22 protein-coding genes are annotated in these 19,778 nt (G+C 67.3%); 9 read left to right on the plus strand and 13 right to left on the minus strand.

The window, feature by feature from the left end; genetic code table 11:
• Window positions 1-47: 47 nt before the first annotated feature.
• Both NNX35_RS06500 and NNX35_RS06505 read right to left on the minus strand, forming a co-directional pair.
• Window positions 48-443: a VOC family protein gene (locus NNX35_RS06500; protein WP_255765651.1), complete on the minus strand. Its 396-nt coding sequence runs from the start codon at window positions 441-443 to the stop codon at window positions 48-50.
• Window positions 444-549: 106 nt separating this feature from the next.
• Complete coding sequence (locus tag NNX35_RS06505) at window positions 550-1,545, minus strand: DUF2804 domain-containing protein (protein ID WP_255867270.1); 996 nt, start codon at window positions 1,543-1,545, stop codon at window positions 550-552.
• Between the two features lie 94 nt (window positions 1,546-1,639).
• Here NNX35_RS06505 and NNX35_RS06510 point away from each other — a divergent pair, with 94 nt between their 5' ends.
• From NNX35_RS06510 to NNX35_RS06525, 4 genes are all read left to right on the plus strand, one after another.
• Window positions 1,640-2,758 (plus strand): NAD(P)-dependent alcohol dehydrogenase, encoded by a 1,119-nt coding sequence (locus NNX35_RS06510; protein WP_255765653.1) that lies wholly within the window; start codon window positions 1,640-1,642, stop codon window positions 2,756-2,758.
• 38 nt (window positions 2,759-2,796) lie between these two features.
• A complete protein-coding gene (locus NNX35_RS06515; protein WP_255765654.1) occupies window positions 2,797-3,603 on the plus strand; it encodes a carbon-nitrogen hydrolase family protein in 807 nt (268 codons plus the stop codon).
• Between the two features lie 197 nt (window positions 3,604-3,800).
• Complete coding sequence (locus tag NNX35_RS06520; RefSeq protein ID WP_255765655.1) at window positions 3,801-4,361, plus strand: RNA polymerase sigma factor; 561 nt, start codon at window positions 3,801-3,803, stop codon at window positions 4,359-4,361.
• Window positions 4,345-5,091 carry a hypothetical protein gene (locus NNX35_RS06525; protein WP_255867271.1) on the plus strand — a complete coding sequence of 249 codons (747 nt, stop codon included), beginning with the start codon at window positions 4,345-4,347 and terminating at the stop codon, window positions 5,089-5,091. The genes NNX35_RS06520 and NNX35_RS06525 overlap by 17 nt, the downstream gene beginning before the upstream one ends.
• A gap of 19 nt (window positions 5,092-5,110) precedes the next feature.
• Here NNX35_RS06525 and NNX35_RS06530 read toward each other — a convergent pair whose 3' ends face one another.
• Together NNX35_RS06530 and NNX35_RS06535 are read right to left on the minus strand one after the other, a co-directional pair.
• Complete coding sequence (locus NNX35_RS06530; protein WP_255765657.1) at window positions 5,111-5,617, minus strand: CoA-binding protein; 507 nt, start codon at window positions 5,615-5,617, stop codon at window positions 5,111-5,113.
• Complete coding sequence (locus NNX35_RS06535; protein WP_255867272.1) at window positions 5,607-6,956, minus strand: O-acetylhomoserine aminocarboxypropyltransferase/cysteine synthase family protein; 1,350 nt, start codon at window positions 6,954-6,956, stop codon at window positions 5,607-5,609. The genes NNX35_RS06530 and NNX35_RS06535 overlap by 11 nt, the downstream gene beginning before the upstream one ends.
• A gap of 148 nt (window positions 6,957-7,104) precedes the next feature.
• On the opposite strand from NNX35_RS06535, the gene NNX35_RS06540 reads away from it, so the two are divergent.
• Window positions 7,105-7,365, plus strand: coding sequence for a hypothetical protein (locus tag NNX35_RS06540; protein WP_255765659.1), 261 nt, complete (start codon window positions 7,105-7,107; stop codon window positions 7,363-7,365).
• Here the strand turns inward: NNX35_RS06540 and acs are convergent.
• From acs to NNX35_RS06560, 4 genes are all read right to left on the minus strand, one after another.
• Window positions 7,362-9,335: an acetate--CoA ligase gene (gene acs / locus NNX35_RS06545; protein ID WP_255867273.1), complete on the minus strand. Its 1,974-nt coding sequence runs from the start codon at window positions 9,333-9,335 to the stop codon at window positions 7,362-7,364. The two genes, NNX35_RS06540 and acs, sit on opposite strands and share 4 nt — an antisense overlap.
• A complete protein-coding gene (locus tag NNX35_RS06550; protein ID WP_255867275.1) occupies window positions 9,326-10,168 on the minus strand; it encodes an ABC transporter permease in 843 nt (280 codons plus the stop codon). The genes acs and NNX35_RS06550 overlap by 10 nt, the downstream gene beginning before the upstream one ends.
• A complete protein-coding gene (locus tag NNX35_RS06555) occupies window positions 10,165-11,232 on the minus strand; it encodes an aliphatic sulfonate ABC transporter substrate-binding protein (protein WP_255867276.1) in 1,068 nt (355 codons plus the stop codon). The genes NNX35_RS06550 and NNX35_RS06555 overlap by 4 nt, the downstream gene beginning before the upstream one ends.
• Before the next feature lie 139 nt (window positions 11,233-11,371).
• Window positions 11,372-12,205 carry an ABC transporter ATP-binding protein gene (locus NNX35_RS06560; RefSeq protein WP_255862140.1) on the minus strand — a complete coding sequence of 278 codons (834 nt, stop codon included), beginning with the start codon at window positions 12,203-12,205 and terminating at the stop codon, window positions 11,372-11,374.
• A 406-nt stretch (window positions 12,206-12,611) separates the two neighbouring features.
• Here NNX35_RS06560 and NNX35_RS06565 point away from each other — a divergent pair, with 406 nt between their 5' ends.
• Together NNX35_RS06565 and NNX35_RS06570 are read left to right on the plus strand one after the other, a co-directional pair.
• Window positions 12,612-13,229, plus strand: coding sequence for an alpha/beta fold hydrolase (locus NNX35_RS06565; protein ID WP_255765664.1), 618 nt, complete (start codon window positions 12,612-12,614; stop codon window positions 13,227-13,229).
• A gap of 53 nt (window positions 13,230-13,282) precedes the next feature.
• Window positions 13,283-13,726 (plus strand): CoA-binding protein, encoded by a 444-nt coding sequence (locus tag NNX35_RS06570; protein ID WP_255765665.1) that lies wholly within the window; start codon window positions 13,283-13,285, stop codon window positions 13,724-13,726.
• Here NNX35_RS06570 and NNX35_RS06575 read toward each other — a convergent pair.
• On the minus strand, window positions 13,723-14,556 hold the full coding sequence (locus NNX35_RS06575; protein ID WP_255867277.1) for a DUF1206 domain-containing protein: 834 nt from the start codon (window positions 14,554-14,556) through the stop codon (window positions 13,723-13,725). The genes NNX35_RS06570 and NNX35_RS06575 overlap by 4 nt on opposite strands.
• A gap of 120 nt (window positions 14,557-14,676) precedes the next feature.
• On the opposite strand from NNX35_RS06575, the gene NNX35_RS06580 reads away from it, so the two are divergent.
• A complete protein-coding gene (locus tag NNX35_RS06580; protein ID WP_255867278.1) occupies window positions 14,677-15,063 on the plus strand; it encodes an MmcQ/YjbR family DNA-binding protein in 387 nt (128 codons plus the stop codon).
• Entirely contained in the window at window positions 15,060-15,635 is a 576-nt protein-coding gene (locus NNX35_RS06585; protein WP_255867279.1) for a DUF1990 family protein, read from the plus strand. Before NNX35_RS06580 ends, NNX35_RS06585 begins: the two co-directional genes overlap by 4 nt.
• Here NNX35_RS06585 and NNX35_RS06590 read toward each other — a convergent pair.
• The 4 genes from NNX35_RS06590 to purS all read right to left on the minus strand — a co-directional run bounded on the left by NNX35_RS06590 (window position 15,611) and on the right by purS (window position 19,694).
• Window positions 15,611-16,147, minus strand: a complete 537-nt coding sequence (locus NNX35_RS06590; RefSeq protein ID WP_255765669.1) for a GNAT family N-acetyltransferase — start codon at window positions 16,145-16,147, stop codon at window positions 15,611-15,613. The two genes, NNX35_RS06585 and NNX35_RS06590, sit on opposite strands and share 25 nt — an antisense overlap.
• Window positions 16,148-16,354: 207 nt before the next feature.
• Window positions 16,355-18,664: a phosphoribosylformylglycinamidine synthase subunit PurL gene (gene purL, locus NNX35_RS06595; protein WP_255867280.1), complete on the minus strand. Its 2,310-nt coding sequence runs from the start codon at window positions 18,662-18,664 to the stop codon at window positions 16,355-16,357.
• Window positions 18,661-19,440, minus strand: coding sequence for a phosphoribosylformylglycinamidine synthase subunit PurQ (gene purQ, locus NNX35_RS06600; RefSeq protein ID WP_370646980.1), 780 nt, complete (start codon window positions 19,438-19,440; stop codon window positions 18,661-18,663). Before purQ ends, purL begins: the two co-directional genes overlap by 4 nt.
• Complete coding sequence (gene purS / locus NNX35_RS06605) at window positions 19,440-19,694, minus strand: phosphoribosylformylglycinamidine synthase subunit PurS (RefSeq protein WP_227920839.1); 255 nt, start codon at window positions 19,692-19,694, stop codon at window positions 19,440-19,442. The genes purQ and purS overlap by 1 nt, the downstream gene beginning before the upstream one ends.
• Window positions 19,695-19,778 lie beyond the last annotated feature (84 nt).

Raw genomic sequence — 19,778 nt, forward strand, 5'->3', positions numbered from 1 at the left:
CGCACGGAAGGCCCCGCAGTCCTTGAGGCTGGGGGCCTTCCGTGTGCCTACCGGGCGGCCTGCGGATCCGGGGCCGCTTCGGAGCGGCTCAGCACGCAGAACTCGTTGCCCTCCGGATCGGCCAGCACCACCCAGTCCACCTCGGTTCCCTGCCCCACGTCGGTCCGGACCGCGCCCAGTGCGAGCAGCCGTTCCACTTCCTGGTCCTGGGTACTGCCGTGCGCTGCCCGCAGGTCCAAGTGCAGCCGGTTCTTGACCGTCTTACTCTCGGGCACGGGGATGATGTCGATGTCCGGACCGGCCCTGCCGTCAGCCCGAACCAGCGAAACGACGTCGGCGTCGTTGGTTTCCGCAATCCGGTAGCCCAGCGCCTGGGTCCAGAACTCCGCCAGCCGCGGCGGATCTGCCGCGTCGAGGGCAATGGATGAGATGACAAGGGCCATGGAGTTCTCCTGTCCGGCGAGGGAAATGATTCCCGAAGCTAACAGGGCCCGGGACACCGGTCAACGGCCGGATTCCCGCGCCGGAACCGGTGCGGTCGGTGCCCGGCTACCAGCGGTTCCGGGCCTCCTCGATCCAGCCGCCCAGCCCGTCCAGGGAATACTCGGTGCCGTCCGGGGTGCGCGCAGCGCCGGTCCACGTGCCGAAGGCCTGCCAGGTCCGGGCGCTGATCACGACGGCGTTCGTTGCCGCGGTGCGACGGTGGAACGGGGTGAGGGTGGCGTCGATCCACGGTCCATGCACCCGCCAGGTCGACGCCGGATCGGCGAGGTCGTACTCGAACTCCAGTTCGCCGTCGTAATGGTGCAGCTGCCCGTCCACGATCAGGGCGTTCTCCGTGGCCGGCGTGTTGGCGGTCCACTTCCCGCCGACCTGCAGTCCCAGCCGGGTGCCGTCCACCGTGCCCGAGCCGACCCCCCAGTTCCAGCGCTGCGAGTACGGCCAGCGTCCGCGGCCGCGGTCCAGCACGGCAAACGAATCTTCTCCGCCGACCGGATACTCGCGCCCGTCCACGGTGACGGTGCCCGAAACCCGGCGGGCTACGTCCTTCAGCGTGTACTGGTAACGGCTCGCTGACCATGGCACCACCACGCCGAGGACATCCCCGTCCGCTTCGGTGAACAGGTCCGCGGTGATCCGCGGCGACGAGGCCTGCAGGCGGGTGCCGCCGTCGGCATCGTGGAAACGCAGGCCGGCACCGCCAAAGGCGCCGAAGGCAGTGAGCGGCGGCAGCGTATCCGGCAGGGAGACGTCCACGTAGGAAGGCAGGATCTTCAGCGGCTCCAGGCTGGTCTCCCGGCCCGTGCCGCGTTCGAACACGTAGAGCTGCAGGGTGGAGGCGTAATCCAGGTGGGCAATGGTCAGGCCGACGGCGAGCTCGGGCGTGAGGATGCCCCAGTACTCCCAGCGCTTGGCCCGCCAGCCGCCTTTGGCGCCGGAGGGGACCACGGGACGGTGCAGGGCGCTACGGGCAAAGCCCACGGCTGCCGGATTGAGCACCCCGGCAGGTGAGCCGAGGTCAACGGGGGCGGTGATTTCATCCATGCCGCCCAAGTCTAGGGCGGGCGTAGGGTGAAGACGTGCCGGAACGCCGCCGCAGATCGTGTCGGGTGACCCGATCCGGCCGGGAAAGGCAGACATGACCAGCACAGCTACGGCCGCCGTCCTGCGCGGCACCAACCAGCCCTTCGAACTTGCAGAAGTGACGCTGGATGATCCCCGTCCGGACGAGGTACTGGTCCGGGTGGTGGCCAGCGGAGTCTGCGGCACCGACCTGGGTGTGCAGGCAGGCCACATTCCTTTTCCGCTGCCCGGTGTCCTGGGCCACGAAGGTGCCGGCGTGGTGGAAGCCGTGGGAAGCGCCGTGACTTCGGTGCAGCCCGGAGACCACGTCCTGCTGACCTTCACCAGCTGCGGAGTGTGCCGCAACTGCCGCAGTGCCCACCCTGCGTACTGCGTTGAATTCCTGTCCCGCAACCTCCTCGGCGGGGAACGCGCGGACGGCAGCTCCACCCTTTCGGAAAACGGCACCGACCTGCACGGGCACTTCTTCGCCCAGTCGTCCTTCTCCAACCTGGTCCTGGCGGACGAACGCGGCGTAACCAAGGTGGATCCGGCCGCGGATCTATCCCTGCTGGCACCGCTGGGCTGCGGCATCCAGACCGGCGCCGGAGCCGTGCTGAACGTCCTGAAGCCCGAGCCGGGATCCGTTCTGGCCGTGTTCGGCGCCGGCCCCGTAGGCCTGGCCGCCGTAATGGCCGCCGCCCTGTCCCCGGCCACGCGCATTATCGTTATGGACCTGGTGGATTCCCGGCTGGAACTGGCCCGGGAACTGGGGGCCACCGACGTCGTGAACTCCGGGAACACCGACGCCGTCCAGGCGCTGATGGAACTGACCGGCGGCCAGGGCGTCACCCACGCCCTGGAAACCACCGGCAGCGTCAAGGTGGCGGAAACCGCCGCCTCGGTGCTGGCACCGCTGGGCAAGCTCGGACTGATCGGTGCACCCGCCGCGGGCAGCACCATGAGCCTGGACGTGAACTTCATGCTCAACGGGCGCCAGATCCTGGGAATTACCGAGGGGGATTCCAACCCGCAGCTGTTCCTGCCGGCGCTGGTGGACCTGGTGCAGCAGGGCCGGTTCCCGCTGGAAAAGATGATCACCCGGTACTCGTTCCGGGACATCAATGAGGCGGCCGCGGCAGCCAAGAGCGGAAGCGTCCTGAAACCCGTCCTCCACTTCGAGGACCTGGTCTAGGCTGGGGGCAAGCGAGCCCGAAACGAAGGTGGTCGAAAGTGTTAGTCAGCGTCGGTCAGTTCAGCCCCGCCGGTGAGGTCCGGGAGAACCTGGACACCATGCGCTCCCTGGCCGGCAAGGCCCGCGCCGAGGGGTCCGAGCTGATCATCTTCCCCGAAGAATCCATGTTCAGCATCGGCAAGGTGGAAGGATCGCTGGCCGCCGCCGTCGACGCCTCCTGGACCACTTTCGTCTCCCAGCTGTCCCTGCTCGCCGCCGAGCTCGGAATCGCGGTGATCGCCGGCGGCTACGAGTCCAGCGGTGAGGAACGGCCCTTCAACACCCTGGTCCTCATCGATGCGACCGGACGGATTGTGGACACCTACCGCAAGCTGCATCTCTACGACGCGTTCTCCTACGCCGAATCGACCCGGATCAAACCGGGCGACGGCGGTGTGAAGGTTATGCAGGTAGGTGACCTCCGGGTGGGTGTCATGACCTGCTATGACCTGCGCTTCCCGGAACTGGCCAGGGCGCTCGCCGACCTGGACGCAGATCTGCTGGCTGTGCCGGCGGCCTGGTTCAAGGGCGAGCACAAGATCGACCACTGGGAAACCCTGCTCAAGGCCCGTGCCATCGAGAACACGCTGTGGGTTGCCGCGGCGGGAACATCCAGCCGGCATACCGTGGGCCACTCCGTCATTTTGGACCCCATGGGAGTGCCTCAGGCGGCGCTGGAGGAAGAGCGTGAGGCGGTAGTGACGGCGGACGTCACCCGTCAGCGGATCGACGACGTCCGCCAGTTCCTGCCGGTGTTGAAGAACCGCCGTTTTGCCGGAAATGCGCGGATTGTGGAGGCGCACTAGGCCCGGGAGGCCGGCGCTGAAAAGATTTTCCGCGAGGTGCGTAACCTTTTCCTACCCGTTCGCGATTACCTGTTTGTAACGGCCGCGCCGAGGCTTATCCCCCCAACGAGCATCGGTGCGGCCGTTGCACGCATGCCTACGGCGGCGGACACGGTAGCATTTGGACCACTCCCGCTTCCCAGGAAAGTGAATCCGCCGTGCCTGCACCGCTTACCGAGCAAACGCTCCGTGATGCGCGTGCCCGAAAACCGGCGGCTTTGCGGGAAATCTACGACGACTTCGCGCCCGGCATCCTCGGCTACCTCCGCTCCAAGGGGTGCGACGACCCAGAAGCACTCACGCAGGAAGTCTTCCTGACTCTGTTCTCCAAGCTGGACACGCTTAACGGAGGCCTCCGCGGCGCTCGAACCTTCGCTTTCTCCGTTGCCCACGCCCGCATGGTGGACGACGTTCGACGGCGCGAGCGCGAGCCGGTGATGGCCGTGTTCGATCCGGAGCTGGACCGCCGTGAAACAGAATCCGCCGAGGAAAGCGTGCTCGGCACCGATGCCGGAGCCGCAGCGCTGCTGGAAGGGCTCACAGCGCAGCAAAAGGAAGTCCTGCTGCTGCGTGTGGTGGCTGATCTTTCCATTGATGAATCGGCGAAGATCATGGGACGCAGTGCCGGAGCGGTCAAGCAGCTTCAGCGCCGCGCACTGGGCGTACTCAAGAACCAACTCGAACGGAAGGAGGTACCGGACAATGAACGAGCATCCTGAAGCGCAGGACACGCTCCATGTCCGCGGCCTCCTCGCGGAATCCGGCGTAGCGGAGTCCCCCGACCTGGTTGAGCAGCTGCTCGCGCTGCGCATGCAGTCCCGCGTGCCCGCGCCGGAACCGGACGGAGAGCTGGCTGCCCTGTTTGCCGGGACCCCCGTCCCGCTTCGCCCCCGGCGCGGCCGCGGCCGCGGCGTGATTCTCGGGGCAGCCCTGATCGGGGCCATGGCCGTCGGTGCAGGCGGCGTGGCGGCCAACCCTGACTTCCTGATCCGGGCGGATCCGACTCCCGAGGTCACCTTCACGCCGGAAGCGCCCACGCTGGAACGAGCCGAGCCCGCTGCCCCGGAGGCCGTCACGGATCCGCTGGCCCCTGCTGATGTTCCGGCGCCGGAGCCCGCCCCGGTCGTGGAAGCCGTCCCGGTACCTGCGCCCGTCCCCGAGCCGGAACCGGAACCGGAGCAGGCTATCGTCCCCGCTCCGGGCATGGATCCGGGCAACCCTCCCCTTCCCGGCGTTGGGGGCGGCAAAGCAGTTGTTCCGGACCCGCCTCGCGGCGATGACCTGCACGGGAACCCCAATGCCGCCGGCCGGGGACAGGACTCCAAGCGCGCCGGAGCGGATCCCGCCGGTGACCGTGGAGCATCACGCCAGGACTCGGGCCCGGAAAATGGCCGGGGCAAAGGCGCGTCCAACTCCCACGGCCACGGCCAGTCCGGCCGGGGCCGCTAGGAATTCAGTGCCGGCCCGGTCACTGCGCGGTCAGCTGCCGCTTTGCGGAGATCACCCCGGTATTAAAGCCGGCCAGGTTCAAGCCGCCGTGGAAGCGCGCATGCTCGATCTTGATGCAGCGGTCCATCACCACCTTTAATCCGGATTGTTCGGCGTCCCGGGCCACCTCCTCGTGCCAGGATCCCAGTTGCAGCCACAGCGTTTTCGCGCCGGCCGTCCGGGCCTCAGCCAGCACTGCGGGCAGGTCCTCGTGGCGGCGGAACACGTCCACAATGTCCGGCACCTCCGGGAGGTCCGCCAGCGAGGGATACACCGGCCGGCCCAGGATCTCCTTCGCTGCCGGGTTCACGAAATAGACCCGGTACCGCGAGGAGGAGAGCAGATAGGTGGCAACGAAGTAGGACGCCCGGGAGGCCTTGGCCGACGCGCCGACAATTGCGATGGATTCTGCCGAGCGCAGCAACGCCAGCCGTTCCGGCGCCGTTGGTCCAGTCCAGGAACGTTGTGCGGCGGTGTCAGCGGACATGGGCGGCCTCCTCGAGGGCGGGTGCGGCGGTGGAAACTTTCCGGCTGCCTGCGCCCCCGCAGGCCACCGCCAATGCCTGGTCCAGGTCCCAGAGAATGTCCTCCAGGTCCTCAAGGCCCACGGAAATCCGGATCAGGTCCTCGGGTACTCCTGCACTGCGAAGCTGCTCCGGCGAGAGCTGTTGGTGCGTGGTGGACCCGGGATGGATCACGAGCGTGCGGGAATCGCCCACGTTCGCCAGATGCGAGGCCAGCTGGAGCGCCTCGATGAACGCCTGCCCCGCGGCACGTCCGCCCCGGACGCCGAAGCTGAATACCGATCCGGGTCCCTTGGGCAGATACTTCCGGGCCCGCTCATAATGCGGATGTGAGGGCAGCCCTGCGTAACTGACCCAGGACACCCGGGGATCCGAGTCCAGCCATTCAGCCACCGCCTGGGCGTTGCGCAGGTGCTCATCCAGCCGCTGCGCCAGCGTCTCCACTCCCTGCAGGAGGGCAAAAGCCGAGGTGGCACTGAGGGAGGGTCCGATGTCCCTCAGCTGTTCGGAGCGCAGCTTGGTCAGGAACCCGTATTCGCCGAAATTCCCCCACCAGGAGATGTTTCCGTAGCTGGGCACCGGTTCCGTCATAGCCGGGAATTTACCGTTGCCCCAGTCGAACCGGCCGCTCTCCACCACGACGCCGCCCAGGGTGGTGCCGTGTCCGCCCAGGAACTTGGTGGCGGAATGGATGACGATGTCCGCGCCGTGGGTGAAGGGCTGGACCAGATAGGGGGTGCTGAGGGTGGCGTCGAGGATCAGCGGCACCCCGGCGTCGTGCGCCACCCGGGCCAGGGCCTCGATGTCCGTCACTTCGCCGCTGGGATTGGCCACCACCTCGGCGTAGACGGCCTTGGTGTTTTCCTGCACGGCCGCGGCATAGTCCGCCGGATCGGTGCCGGCCACAAAGGTGGTGTCAATCCCGAACCGGCGCAGGGTCACGTCCAGCTGGGTGAAGGTGCCGCCGTACAGCTGGGCCGACGCCACGATGTGGTCCCCGGCGGAGCAGAGCGCGGCGAAGGTGATGAATTCCGCGGACATGCCCGACGCCGTCGCCACCGCCCCGATTCCGCCCTCCAGTGATGCGATGCGTTCCTCGAAGGCCGCCACCGTGGGGTTGCCGATCCGTGAGTAGATGCTGCCGTACTTCTGCAGCGAGAACAGATTCGCGGCGTCGTCCGTGTCCTTGAAGACAAACGAGGTCGACTGGTAGATGGGAACGGCGCGTGCGCCGTGCAGGGCATCGGGGGTTCCGCCGGCGTGCAGGGCACGCGTGCGGAAACCGAACTGGTGTTCACTCATATGCTGAGTGCTCCTTCCTGGGGAGTATGGAGGGCTGGAAACGCGGGAACCGTTGAAGAATTGTTGCCGTCAGGCAAACAATGGGGAGCAGGGCGGGTGCCGGCAGGGCGCACGGACCTGCGGCGGACCGAAGCGAGGGTGGCGGGCGATGGACGAGTACGTAATCGTGATTGAAACCGGCTACCGGCGTGCTGCAGCCACCCACACGATCACCTTCACCGGGGCGATGTCCCAGGCCGAGGCCACCCAGCTGCTGCTGGAACTGATGGACGGCGGACACGAGGAACTGCTGGTGGCCCGCCCCGGGACCATGGTCCTGGAAGTCTCGGCCACCGAATTCCTGCGGGTCCAGGAGGAAATGGGCGGTTCCGTGGTGATGGACCGGGTCACGCTGACCAGGAAGCATTAGGCCGTCCCTCCGCGCCGCGCCGCGCAAACGGCCCTGATCGGCTCGATGCACGGCTCGTTCTGGAGGCTGCTGGTGTCGCCCAGAGGTGCGCCCTCAAACAGCTCGGACAGCAGGCGGCGCAGGATCTTTCCGGAGCGCGTCTTGGGCACATCGGGAACCACGACGACGGCGGCGGGCCGGGCGATCGGTCCGATCTCCCGGGCCACGTGTGCCCGCAGCACGTCGCCGGCGCGTGCGGCCTCCGCTGCCCCCGTCAGCACCACGAAGGCAACGACTGCGTGCCCGGTGCGGGGATCGGTAACCGGGCAAACGCCGGCTTCGACCACCCAGGGGTGGGACACCAGGGCAGATTCGATTTCGATGGTGGAGAGCCGGTGCCCGGACACATTCAGCACGTCGTCCACCCGCCCCAGGATCCAGGTGTCGCCGTCGTTGTCGGACCGGGCGCCGTCGCCCGCCAGGAACCATCCCTGCCGTGCGTACTGCCGCCAGTAGGACTCCAGATAGCGCTGCGGGTTGCCCCAAACCGTGCGGGCCATGCCTGGTCCCGGCCGGTCCACCACAATGTAGCCCTGGGTATTCGGCGGGACCGGGGCCCCGTCGCCGTCCACTATCCGGGTGCCGACGCCGGGCATGGGGCGAGAGGCGCAGCCGGGTTTGAACGTGCGGTCGGTGGGCCGCGGGGTGAGGATGGCGGCACCCGTTTCGGACTGCCACCAGGTATCCAGCACCGGAACCCCGCCCCGGCCGAACTGCTCCCGGAACCAGCGCCAGGCCTCCGGGTTCACGGCCTCGCCGACGGTGCCGAGCAGGCGGATCGAGGAGAGGTCATAGTGCGGCGGGACGCCGTCGGGAAACCACCCCATCAGGGACCGAACCAGGGTGGGGGCGGTGTAGTAGCTGGTGACCCCGTAGCGTTCGATGATTTCCAGGTGCCGGCCCGGGTGCGGGGTGTCCGGGGTGCCTTCGAAGATCACCTGGGTGGCGCCGTTGGCGAGCGGTCCGTAGATCTCATAGGTGTGCGCCGTGACCCACGCCAGGTCCGCGGTGCACCAGTGCACGTCCGCTGACCGCTGGGCGGGGTTCGGATTGCTGAAGAGGTAGTCGTAGCTCTGTGCGGCCTGGGTCAGGTAGCCGCCGGTGGTGTGGACCAGGCCCTTCGGCCGGCCGGTGGTGCCGGAGGTGTACATGATGAACAGCGGCGTCTCGGCGTCGAACGCAGCGGCTTCATGAACGTCCGACGCCGTGTCCACGCTCTCGTGCCACCACACATCGCGGCCGTGCACCCAGCGGACCGGAGATCCGGTCCGGCGGATCACCAGAACGTGCTCAACGGAGTCGGCACCGGCGACGGCGGCATCCGCGTTGTCCTTCACGGGCACGGCGCGGCCGCGTCGGTACTGGCCGTCCGTGGTGACCAGCAGCTTCGCACCGGTGTCCCGGACGCGGAATTTCAGCGCCTCGGCGGAGAACCCGCCGAAGACCAGCGAGTGCACTGCCCCGATCCGTGCGCAGGCCAGGGTGATGACAATGGTCTCGACGAGGACCGGCAGGTAGATCACCACCCGGTCGCCGGCTCCTACGCCCAGGGCCTGCAGGGCGTTGGCGGCGCGGCAGACCTGCTGCAGCAGTTCGGCGTAGGTCACGGAGCGGCGGTCTCCGGGTTCGCCCTCGAAGTGCAGGGCAACCCGGCTGCCGTGCCCGGCTGCCACGTGCCGGTCCACGCAGTTCACGGCGGCATTCAGGCGGCCCCCGGCAAACCACTCGATACTCGGAACGGTGTAATCCGCCTCTGCTTCCGGAACTTCCGGGCCGCTGATCCGCTGCGGCCGGTGGAAGGTATGGGCAGTCTGCCAGGGCTCCTCCCACTGCAGGCGGCGGGCCGCGGCCTCCCAGAAGGCAATACGTTCGGTTTCGGTGACGGGCTCCGGAGAGGTTTCCACGGTGGCAAGTGCAGGGGTCAGGCCCATTTCCGGACCGCCTTTCGCTCCGCGATTCCCAGCAGGGCATCGGTGGCTTTGCCGATAACGGCCAGAGTGATGATGGCCAGGAACATGCGGTCGGTCCGGCCGTTGTTCTGCGAGTCCATCAGCAGGAAGCCGAGTCCCATCGAGGACGCAATCAGTTCCGCCGCAACCAGGAACAGCCAGGACTGGGCGAGCGCGAGCCGCAGGCCGGAGAAGACGGCCGGTACCACCGCCGGCAACTGCACGGTGGCCAGCAGCTTCACGCCGCGGAGCCCAAAGGCGCGGGCTGCCTCCACCAGGTTCCGGTCCACGTGACGCAGTGCCAGCGCAACGGTGGTGAAGACCGGAAAGAACGCGCCGATGGTGATCAGCGTGATCTTGGAATCCTCGCCGATTTTCATCCAGAGGATCAGCAGCGGTACCCACGCCAGGGACGGAACCGCCCGGAGGGCTCCGATGGCCGGGCCCAGCAGGGCATCGGCCAGCCGGGACAGGCCCAGCAGGGCGCCAAGGATCAGTCCCAGGGCGGAACCGATGGCAAAGCCGGTCAGCACCCGCTGGGTGGAGATGGCGATATGGAGGCCCAGTTGGCCGCGCTGCACCAGGTCCGCCGCGGCGTTGTACACGGCGCCGGGGGAGGGAAGCTGCACGGGGCTGAAGACTCCGGTGGTTGAGGTGAGCTGCCAGGCCGCGAGCAGCAGCACCGGGACGAACAGGCCCAGTCCGAGCCGGGGGATCGGTCGGTCCGGCCAGGCGGCCTTAGCAGCTGCTTCCGGTGTTCGATGGGAGGCTTTGCGGGTGCGGGCCGTGGCCGGAGATGTGGCCGGGGTGCTCATGAGGAGGCTCCGAGGGAGTCCGGATCCGCGTTCCGGACATAGGAGTCATCCAGGAGGCTGGCCAGGGCGTCGTCGACCTGCTCCTGGCTGGCCACGTCACCGGTCTCCACCAGGGTGGGACCGATCTTCGCCAGGACGCTGCGCTGGGCTTCACCGGGTGCGGGATCCACATCCAGGTTGCTGCGCTCGCCGATCACCGTTTTGGCGACGGCGGGGTCCAGCCCGGCCACGTCGGCCAGGATCTGCGCGGTTTCATCGGGATTTGCTGCTGCCCAGGCACGGGCCTTTTCGTACGCGTTGACCACGGCCTGCGCCTGCTCGGGGTCTTCCGACAGGAAGGACTCGTTCGCTGCGAGGAGCCCATAGGTATTGAAGTCCAGATTGCGGTAGGCCAGCCGGGAACCGTTCTGCTCGGCTCCGGCCATGATCGGATCCAGTCCGGCCCAGGCATCCACCGACCCGTTCTCCAGTGCAGCGCGGCCGTCGGCATGCTGCAACTGCTCCACGGTGATGTCGGAGAGGGCCAGCCCCGCCTCGTCCAGCGCCTGGACCAGGAAGAAGTAGGGATCGGTGCCCTTGGTTGCGGCCACCGATTTGCCGGCCAGATCGGCTACCGAGCTGATGCCTGAATCGGGACCGACCACCAGGGCCGACCATTCGGGCTGGGAGAAGACGTCAATCACCTTGATCGGGGAGCCGTTGGCCCGGTTGAGCAAGGCGGCCGAACCAGCGGTGGAGCCGACGTCGATGGCACCCGAACGCAGGTTCTCATTGGCCTTGTTGGAGCCGGCGGACTGGACCCATTCCACGGTGACCCCGTCATCGGCCAAAGCGTCCTCCAGCCAGCCCTGGTCCTTGATGATCAGGCTCAGCGGGTTATACGTGGCGAAGTCGAGCGTGAGCGTCCCGCCGTCGGCGTCCTCTACGGCGGAGGCGCCGGTGGTGTCTTCCCCGGCAACGCATCCGGTGAGGGTGAGCGCGGCGGCAGCTGCGACGGCGGCGAGTATGCGGGGCGTCCGGCGGGGAAGGGGGTACAGATGGGACAGGTGGGAACGGCTGTTCATGATGGTTCCTTAAGGGAGGAGGGTGCGCAAAAGCGCAGTAAGGGTTTGCGTGTGGAGAGGGCAGAGGGGTGCCGTGCCCTGACGGGACAGGGCGGTGCCCGTTGCGAAAGGCCAGGAAGGCCTGGGAGGCGCGGGAGGGCTAGTGGCGGTCTACGCCGAGCAGGGCGAGGAGCTCGCCGCGCATTCGGGCCAGCTCCGCCGAGGCGCGGTCCCGAGGCCGGCGGCCGGGGACGGTGACAACCTCGGTGATGGTGGCGCCGGGAGCAGTGTCCTCGGGGCCGAGGACAATGATGCGGTCCGCCAGCTGCAGGGCCTCATCTACGTCATGGGTAACCAGCAGCACGGTGGCAGGCGCGGCCCGGTGCAGGGTGAGCAGCAGGTCCTGCATTTTCAGCCGGGTCAGCGCGTCCAGGGCGCCAAAGGGTTCATCGAGCAGCAAAACGCCGGGTTCCCGGGCGAGGGCACGGGCCAGCGAAGTCCGCTGGGCCATCCCCCCGGAAACCGCCCGCGGCCGGTGCTTGGCGAAGGCGGACAGGCCTACCAGGTCCAGGAGCTCGGCAACCTTGGCCTTCCCCCGGCTGGCGCTCGCGGACTTCGGGAGTCCGATCGCAATGTTGGCCTGCAGCGTCTGCCACGGCAGCAGCCGCGGTTCCTGGAAGGCGACGGCGCAGCGGTCGTCGATTCCGTTGACGGTACTGCCGTCAATCAGGACACTGCCGGACGTCGGAAGATCCAGGCCGGCGGCTGCACGCAGCAGCGTGGACTTGCCGCAGCCGCTGGGGCCGAGGATGGCCAGCACCTCGCCGGGATGGATGTCGAAGGTAATGTCCCGCAGGACAACGTGTTCATCCGGGCCGGTGCCGAAACTGCGGCTGAGCCCGGCGAATCGAACCGGCAGGGCGGCCCCGGTGGGGGCGGGCTGTCCGGTGCGCGTAGGCGGGGTGGACGTGGAAGGGGGCAATACTGCAGTCATAGGAACGCTCCATCGATCCTGGCAGTAGCACCCTACGGAAAGTGTCCTGAGCCGGGATAACGGCTTCCTGCGACACCAGCCTCGTTATTGCCGCCTCTCAAGGAGGAAATGCGGCAACCAGGGTTGCTGCGGCTTCATCGATCCAGGTCTCTCAGCCGCTCGGGATGGTCAAGGACTACTAAACGCCGTATCCGCGGATCCGACAAGCCCGGTCAGGTACGCCCCGTTCACATAAGGAAATGTTCCACGCCGTCGCCGGTCCTGCCGTCTGCAGCACTTCCGTGCACCTGCAGGCCGCGGGCATTGACCGCGCGCGCCGTCGGCTCCTAATTTTGGAACACGGTGCGTTAAGGCGGGCTCGTCAGCTCTCCTGCATCTTCCTACCCCCAACCAGCAGGAGCCTGCCATGGAATCAGCTTCGGGTGCCTCCGGAATCGTGATGTCCGCCGATGGAACGCCCATTGCGTGGTCCCGGCAGGGCAGCGGCCCACCGTTGGCGATCGTGGGACCCCTGCTGGCGCACCGCAGCAGCCCCGCGACGGTGGTCCTGGCGGACGCCCTCTCGAAAAACCACACGGTCTACACCTATGACCGCCGGGGCATCGGGGAAAGCGGCATGGGCGAGGAATACACCGCGGAATCGGACGTTGACGACCTGCTGGCTGTCCTCCAGGTGGCGGGAGGAACAACCGACCTTTACGGGTTCGATGAAGGGGCGTTCCTGGCCCTAAGGGCCGCGGAGGAATCCACGGTGGTCAGCCGGGTGGTGGCCCTGGAACCCACCCTGTCCCTCGCTGACGGGGAGGACGAACTGATGGTCCTGCAGACCGAGATCGAGGGCCTCGCCGGTGTCCGGATCCCCGTTCTGGTTATGGCCGGCAGCAGCAGCGGCGAGGATACCCAGGACCTGGCGCGGCAGACCGCGGACGCCTTGGACTCCGGGGAGTTCCTGCTGCTGGAATCGGATAGCGGCGGCGTTCCCAACGCGGCCCTGACCGATGCCATCGAGTCTTTCCTGGGCTAGGCGGCTCGGGCGTAAGCTGAAGCCGAATCTTCGGGCTCAGCAAAGGACGGCAGATGTTCCAGTTCAACGGCGACAGCAGCGCACACGTCAACGACCCTGCGGTAATGGAGCGGTTGCTCCGGAACAAGCCGGCCCGTTGGGCGATCGTGGGCTTGTCCAATAACCCGCTCCGCCCCGCCGTCGGCGTCTCGCGCTTTGTCCAGGACCATCTGGGCATGGAGATCATTCCCGTGAGCCTGAAGGGCGATGACGTGCACGGCAACAAGGGATACCGCCGGCTCAGCGAAATCCCGGGAAGCATCGACGTGGTGGATTGCTTCGTGAATTCCGCCCGCGTGGGCGACATTGTGGACCAGGCCATCGAAGTGGGCGCCAAAGCGGTCTGGATGCAGCTCGGCGTGGTGGACGAAGCGGCAGCCGCGCGTGCAGCAGCGGCGGGGCTCGACGTCGTGATGGACGCCTGCCCGGTCATCGAAGCACCGCGTTTCGGGCTCTAGAGTTTGGCGAACCGGGCGCGGATGATTCCCATGTACAGCCCGTAGAGCATCAGGCCGATTCCAACTGCTGCCAGCGCCACCACGCCGAAGGGCTGGTCCCGCAGCGTATGCAGCGCACCGTCGAGGCCGGTGGACTCTTCCGGGTCCGCCTGGACGGCGGCCAGGGTGAGCAGCACCCCCAGGATGGCAAGCGACACTCCCTTGGCGATAAAGCCGGCCACGCCGGTGATGTCCACGGCCTTTGACCAGAGCCCGGCGGGGACGCCGGTGAGGTTCCGGCGGAAGCGGCGGGTGGCGCCCTTGAAAATGAAGTAGCCGCCGATCCCCACCACTACCAGTCCGGCGAGGCCCAGAATCCATTGGCCCGCTGGTACCGCCAGCAGGCGGGCGGTCCAGCTGACCGAGGAAGAGCTGCCGCCGTTGCTGCCGCGGCCCAGGGCGAACGAAGCGAAAATGGTTCCGATACCTCCGTAAACGAGCACCTGTCCGGCGTTGCTGGCCCGGTCCTTCCAGAGCTCCTTTTCCTTCAGCTGCTGTCCGGCAAGGAAGATGCGGCTGAGCTGGAACAGCGCCAGGGCGTAGCAGCCGAGGAAGCAGAACCAGAGGAGCACGTACCCGGCGGGCTGTTTGGCCACAGCGGCTACGGCTCCGCTGGTATCCGCGTTGCCGGATCCTCCGGCATTGATCTGCAGGGCGATCGCGCCGATGACAATGTGCACAATCCCGCTTGCCACGTAGCCCACCCGGGCGAACCGCTCGAAAGCCGTGGAATCGGCGGCGCGCTCGGCGGCCTGGCTGACGGGGCCGGTACTGCGGTTGTTCTGCTTCAAACCGTTTTGTCCTTCGCTCCGCTGCCGGCATGCCCGCAGCTTTCCTACCTGTTCCTCCCATCCTGCCACCCGTGGGCTGCGGCAGTGCCACCGCACGGACGGCGGCGTTAGGCTTTCCACATGGATGCGGGTGAGCTTAAACGATTGTGCCTGTCCCTGCCCGGAGCGTTTGAAGATTTCCCCTTCGGGCCGGAGTCCTCGGTGTTCAAGGTGCGGGCTGCCGGCGGCAAAGCGAAAATGTTTGCCCTGACCGCCCTCGCCGGCGAGCCCCTGATGATCAGCCTGAAGTGCGAACCTGAGCTGGCCCTCCAGCTGCGCGCCGCCCATCCGGAAATCACGGGCGCCTGGCACATGAACAAGGCGCACTGGAACCAGGTGGAAGTTGCCTCCGGCCTGCCGCACGGCATGATCCGGGACCTGGTGGAGGACTCCTATGACCTGGTGGTGGCGTCGCTGCCGCGAAAGGACCGGGAATCACTTGAGTGGAAGGGCCTGGCGGGCGGATGAGGGGCAACACCGGCTTCACCTATGCGGAGCAGGGCCTAACCGAGCGGCCTTATCCGGTGCCGATGACGGACCGCTGGCCGGCGGGTTACCGGCTGGTGCTGCGCAAGGAAGAACTGGAGGTGGCCGATCCGCGGTCCGGGTTCCTCCGCCTCACCAACGGGCTGCTGGACTGGGACCTGCATCGACGGGCGGGGCTGTCGGTGCCCCCCGGCACGCCCCGCGCCGCCCCCGGTGTCGACGTGGCGTCGGGGGTCGGGTTCTGGCGGGTGCGCTACTACGCGCCGTGCCGGGTGATCTGGGCAGCGGACGCGGTGGTCGACGACGACGGCTCGCCGGTCCGCGGGCAGCGCAGCGGTTTTGGCTACGGGACCTTGGCCGGACACCCGGAGCGCGGCGAAGAAGGCTTTTATGCCGAACTGGACGAGGAGGGCCGGTTGTATTTCCGGATCGCCGCCTACAGCCGGCCAGGCAACCGGCTGGTGGGTGCCGCGAACGCCGTCAACGTGAGGGTCCAGCAGTTCTACACCAACCGGTACTTTGCTGCTGCCTACCGGCTGGCTTCCGGGAGCTGATCCCGCCGGAGGGTGAACTTCAGGGTGAGGCCGTTTTCCTCTTCCGGCATGAAGCCCGCGCTCAGGAGCAGGGATTGGGACGCGTCGTTGCCCGGTTCCGTGTAGGCAATAATCGCGTCCACCTCCGGGTGGGTGAGCGCAAACCGCGCCAAGGCCACCAACGCTTCAGTGGCGTAGCCCTGTCCCTGGCGGGAGGGTGCAACGTTGTAGCTGACTTCCACCGTGCCTTCATCCGGCAGGCCGGCGAAGCCGATGGTTCCCACCACCAGCGTGGTGGATATTTCCCGGATCAGGCGGGTGCCGAACGTTGCCGCAGCGGGACCGAGCAATCCGGCCTCGAAGAACTGGCGGGCGGCGTCGTAGTCGGTGGGCTGGGGGAAGTCCTCCGCCCAGTCCGGGTGGCGCGTCTGGATGATGAGGGCGTCCACTTCCGCCACGGTCATCAGGTCCAGCGACAGGCGCTGCGTGGGAATGCCAGCGTCTGCGGCCAGGTTCTCGGGGATTATGCTCACGAGCTAATTCTGCACGTACTTCCGGGTTTTGCTTCATTCGGCGCACCCGGACCCGGAGGGCACTACTTGGTTTGGTGCCCGACAGGTACGAAGAGCATCCGAAACGAGTTCGCCAGGAGGAGTCCGAATAGCCCGGTGGACGTCGTGGGCCGCTGGAGCCTACACGGGCCCGGCCATGAATCGCCGGGCCCGTGCGGCCGCGGGTTACTAGCCGAAATGCTTCGGCAGGGTGCCTTCGTGCGCAGCTTTCAGCTCATCGAGGGGCAGAGTGAAGTTGCTCTGGAAGTCCAGGGCACCGATTTCGGTATCCACCACGCCGATCCGGGCATGAGCGAAGCCGCGCGCCGAGCACATGTCCTTGAACCGGACCTCCTCGCTGCGGGCCACCGCGACGACGGCGCGGGCCTGGGACTCGGAGAACAGCAGGGTGAACAGGTCCACTCCGTCGCGTTCGCAGACTTCGCCAAGGCCGATCCGAGCACCGACGCCGAAGCGCAGGGCCATTTCGGACAGGGCGGCGGCGAGGCCGCCTTCGGAGAGGTCATGCGCGGCGTCGATCATTCCGTCGCGGGAGGCATTGACCAGCAGTTCCCCGAGCAGCTTCTCCGCCTGTAGGTCCACCTTCGGCGGCTGCCCGCCCAGGTGGCCGCGCAGGTTCGCGTATTCGGAACCGTCCAGCTCGTCCTGCGTGGTGCCCATCAGGTAAATGGCCTGGCCGTCCTGCCGCCAGCCCGACGGCGTGCGCCGGGCGACGTCGTCGAACACGCCCAGCACACCCACCACGGGGGTGGGATGGATGGCGACGCCGCCGGTCTGGTTGTAGAGCGAGACGTTGCCGCCGGTGACGGGCACGCCGAGTTCGCGGCAGCCGTCGGCCAGTCCGCGTACGGACTCGGCGAACTGCCACATGACCTCGGGGTCCTCCGGGGAGCCGAAGTTCAGGCAGTCGGTGACCGCCAGGGGCTTTGCGCCGGCGGTGGACACGTTGCGGTAGGACTCGGCCAGGGCCAGCTTCGCGCCCTCGTACGGGTTGAGGTAGGAGTAGCGGCCGTTGGCATCGGTGGAAATCGCGACGCCCAGTCCGGTGGTTTCATCCACGCGGACCACACCGGCGTCGTCCGGCATGGCCAGGGCGGTGTTGCCCTGCACATAGCGGTCGTACTGGTTGGTGACCCAGGACTTGTCGCACATGTTCGGTGAGGCCATGAGTTCCAGGATGGCGTCCTTGACCGCGGCGCTGCCGAAGGGCCGTTCCGCGTTGAAGGAGTCGGCTTCGATGCTGTCCTGTGCGGCCGGGCGGGCCATGGGGCGCTGGTACACCGGTCCCTCATGCGCCACCGTGCGCGGATCCACGTCCACAATGGTCTCGCCGTCCCAGTCGATGATCAGCCGGCCGGTGCCGGTGACCTCGCCGAGCCAGGAGTACTCCACGTTCCACTTGTCCATGATGGCCTCGAACGCTTCCACGTTTTCCGGCGTCACCACGGCCATCATGCGTTCCTGGGACTCGGACATCAGGATCTCGCCCGGAGTCAGGGTGGGATCGCGCAGCAGCACGTTGGTCAGTTCCACGTGCATGCCGCCGTCGCCGTTGGAGGCGAGTTCCGACGTCGCGCAGGAAATGCCGGCGGCGCCCAGGTCCTGGATGCCCTCCACCACGGAGGACTTGAACAGTTCCAGGCAGCACTCGATGAGCACCTTCTCCGCAAACGGATCGCCCACCTGGACGGCGGGACGCTTGGAGGGCTTGTCCGCGTCGAAGGATTCGGAGGCCAGCACGGACGCGCCGCCGATGCCGTCGCCGCCGGTGCGGGCGCCGAAGAGCACCACCTTGTTGCCGGCGCCGGACGCGTTGGCCAGGCGGATGTCCTCGTGGCGCATTACGCCCACGGCCAGGGCGTTGACCAGCGGGTTGCCCTGGTAGACGGAGTCGAAGACCAGTTCCCCGCCGATGTTCGGCAGGCCCAGGGAGTTGCCGTAGCCGCCGATGCCGGAGACGATGCCGTGCACCAGGCGGGCAGTGTCCGGGTGGTCGATGGCACCGAAGCGCAGCGGATCCATCACGGCCACCGGGCGGGCGCCCATGGAGATGATGTCGCGGACAATGCCGCCGACGCCGGTGGCGGCGCCCTGGTAGGGCTCCACGAAGGACGGGTGGTTGTGGGATTCGACCTTGAAGGTCACGGCCCAGCCTTCACCGATGTCCACGACGCCGGCGTTCTCACCGATGCCTACCAGCAGGTGTTCCTTCATTTTGTCGGTGACCTTGTCACCGAACTGCTTCAAATGCACCTTGGAGGACTTGTAGGAGCAGTGCTCGGACCACATCACCGAGTACATGGCCAGTTCCGCCGCGGTGGGGCGGCGGCCCAGGATCTCCACGACACGGTGGAATTCGTCTTCCTTCAAGCCGAGCTCGGCCCATTGCAGTTCCGTGTCCGGGGTGGCGGCGGCGTGCTCAACGGTGTCGATGCGGAACTTCTTCTGCTCAGCGGCAGCACTGGGGGAAACGGTCATGACTTGCCTCCGGCAACGAGCGAGTTGAGTACAGAGCTGAAGATGCGCAGCCCGTCGGTGCCGTAGCCCAGGCCGACCTCGCCGTAGGCGGAGGAATCCGGGCCGAAGCCGGGTTCGACGGCGTGTTCGGGGTGGGGCATCAGCCCGACGACGTTCCCTGCTGCGTTGGAAATGCCGGCGATGCCGCGGCGGGACCCGTTGGGGTTCCCGCCGTCGTAGCGGAAGACCACCCGGCCTTCGCCTTCCAGCTCGTCCAGCGTCTTCTCATCCGCGACGTACTGTCCGTCCTGGTTTTTCAGCGGAACAACCATGCCGGCGCCGGGTTCGTAGGCGGAGGTCCAAGCGGTGCTGTTGTTTTCCACCCGCAGCAGCTGGTCCGCGCAGGAGAACCTCAGGTGGTTGTTCTTGATCATGGAACCGGGCAGAAGGTGCGCCTCGGTGAGGATCTGGAAGCCGTTGCAGATGCCCAGTACGGGCATGCCGCCGGCGGCGGCGTCCACTACCTTTTCCATGAGCGGTGCGAAGCGGGCAATCGCGCCGGCGCGCAGGTAGTCCCCGTAGGAGAACCCGCCGGGGATGATCACGGCGTCCACGGACTGCAGATTCGCTTCGGCGTGCCAGAGCCCGACGGCGGTGCCGCCGGCGATGGTTACGGCGCGGGCGGCGTCGCGGTCATCCAGGGTGCCGGGGAAGGTGATGACACCCACCCGGACCGCGCGGAGCGCGTCGTTTTCGGGGGCAACGGAAAAGTCGCCGATCAGGGGGGTACTCAAGATCAGGCCTCCGGGATTACTTCAACGCGGGTGACGTCTTCGATCACGGGGTTGGAGAGCAGCGTGGCGGCGGCGGTGCGGGCCTGCTCCAGGATTTCGGGGGTGACGTCTCCGTCTACGGTGAGCTCGAAGCGCTTGCCCTGGCGGACTCCGGCGAAGCCGGTCAGTCCCAGGCGGGGGAGCGCCCCTGCAATGGCTTTGCCCTGCGGATCGAGGATTTCAGGCTTGGGCATTACATCAACAACGATCCGGGGCATCCGGCAGCTCCTCTAAACGAGATGGGTGGCCGCGGACCTTGCCGTCTCACGCTGATTCAGCGCTCCGCGAGCTTGCACTTGCCA

It is taken from the genome of Arthrobacter sp. zg-Y844 (assembly GCF_024385465.1).
Lineage (GTDB): Bacteria > Actinomycetota > Actinomycetes > Actinomycetales > Micrococcaceae > Arthrobacter_B.

What these genes read in the sequence shown, in the direction of transcription:
- NNX35_RS06550 (WP_255867275.1), bottom strand. Translation starts at nt 10,168, where the DNA reads ATGAGCACCCCGGCCACATCTCCGGCCACGGCCCGCACCCGCAAAGCC.
- NNX35_RS06500 (WP_255765651.1), bottom strand. Translation starts at nt 443, where the DNA reads ATGGCCCTTGTCATCTCATCCATTGCCCTCGACGCGGCAGATCCGCCG.
- purS (WP_227920839.1), bottom strand. Translation starts at nt 19,694, where the DNA reads ATGCCCCGGATCGTTGTTGATGTAATGCCCAAGCCTGAAATCCTCGAT.
- NNX35_RS06565 (WP_255765664.1), top strand. Translation starts at nt 12,612, where the DNA reads ATGGAATCAGCTTCGGGTGCCTCCGGAATCGTGATGTCCGCCGATGGA.
- NNX35_RS06570 (WP_255765665.1), top strand. Translation starts at nt 13,283, where the DNA reads ATGTTCCAGTTCAACGGCGACAGCAGCGCACACGTCAACGACCCTGCG.
- NNX35_RS06535 (WP_255867272.1), bottom strand. Translation starts at nt 6,956, where the DNA reads ATGAGTGAACACCAGTTCGGTTTCCGCACGCGTGCCCTGCACGCCGGC.
- acs (WP_255867273.1), bottom strand. Translation starts at nt 9,335, where the DNA reads ATGGGCCTGACCCCTGCACTTGCCACCGTGGAAACCTCTCCGGAGCCC.
- NNX35_RS06540 (WP_255765659.1), top strand. Translation starts at nt 7,105, where the DNA reads ATGGACGAGTACGTAATCGTGATTGAAACCGGCTACCGGCGTGCTGCA.
- NNX35_RS06505 (WP_255867270.1), bottom strand. Translation starts at nt 1,545, where the DNA reads ATGGATGAAATCACCGCCCCCGTTGACCTCGGCTCACCTGCCGGGGTG.
- NNX35_RS06585 (WP_255867279.1), top strand. Translation starts at nt 15,060, where the DNA reads ATGAGGGGCAACACCGGCTTCACCTATGCGGAGCAGGGCCTAACCGAG.
- NNX35_RS06560 (WP_255862140.1), bottom strand. Translation starts at nt 12,205, where the DNA reads ATGACTGCAGTATTGCCCCCTTCCACGTCCACCCCGCCTACGCGCACC.
- NNX35_RS06510 (WP_255765653.1), top strand. Translation starts at nt 1,640, where the DNA reads ATGACCAGCACAGCTACGGCCGCCGTCCTGCGCGGCACCAACCAGCCC.
- purL (WP_255867280.1), bottom strand. Translation starts at nt 18,664, where the DNA reads ATGACCGTTTCCCCCAGTGCTGCCGCTGAGCAGAAGAAGTTCCGCATC.
- NNX35_RS06580 (WP_255867278.1), top strand. Translation starts at nt 14,677, where the DNA reads ATGGATGCGGGTGAGCTTAAACGATTGTGCCTGTCCCTGCCCGGAGCG.
- NNX35_RS06530 (WP_255765657.1), bottom strand. Translation starts at nt 5,617, where the DNA reads ATGTCCGCTGACACCGCCGCACAACGTTCCTGGACTGGACCAACGGCG.
- NNX35_RS06525 (WP_255867271.1), top strand. Translation starts at nt 4,345, where the DNA reads ATGAACGAGCATCCTGAAGCGCAGGACACGCTCCATGTCCGCGGCCTC.
- NNX35_RS06555 (WP_255867276.1), bottom strand. Translation starts at nt 11,232, where the DNA reads ATGAACAGCCGTTCCCACCTGTCCCATCTGTACCCCCTTCCCCGCCGG.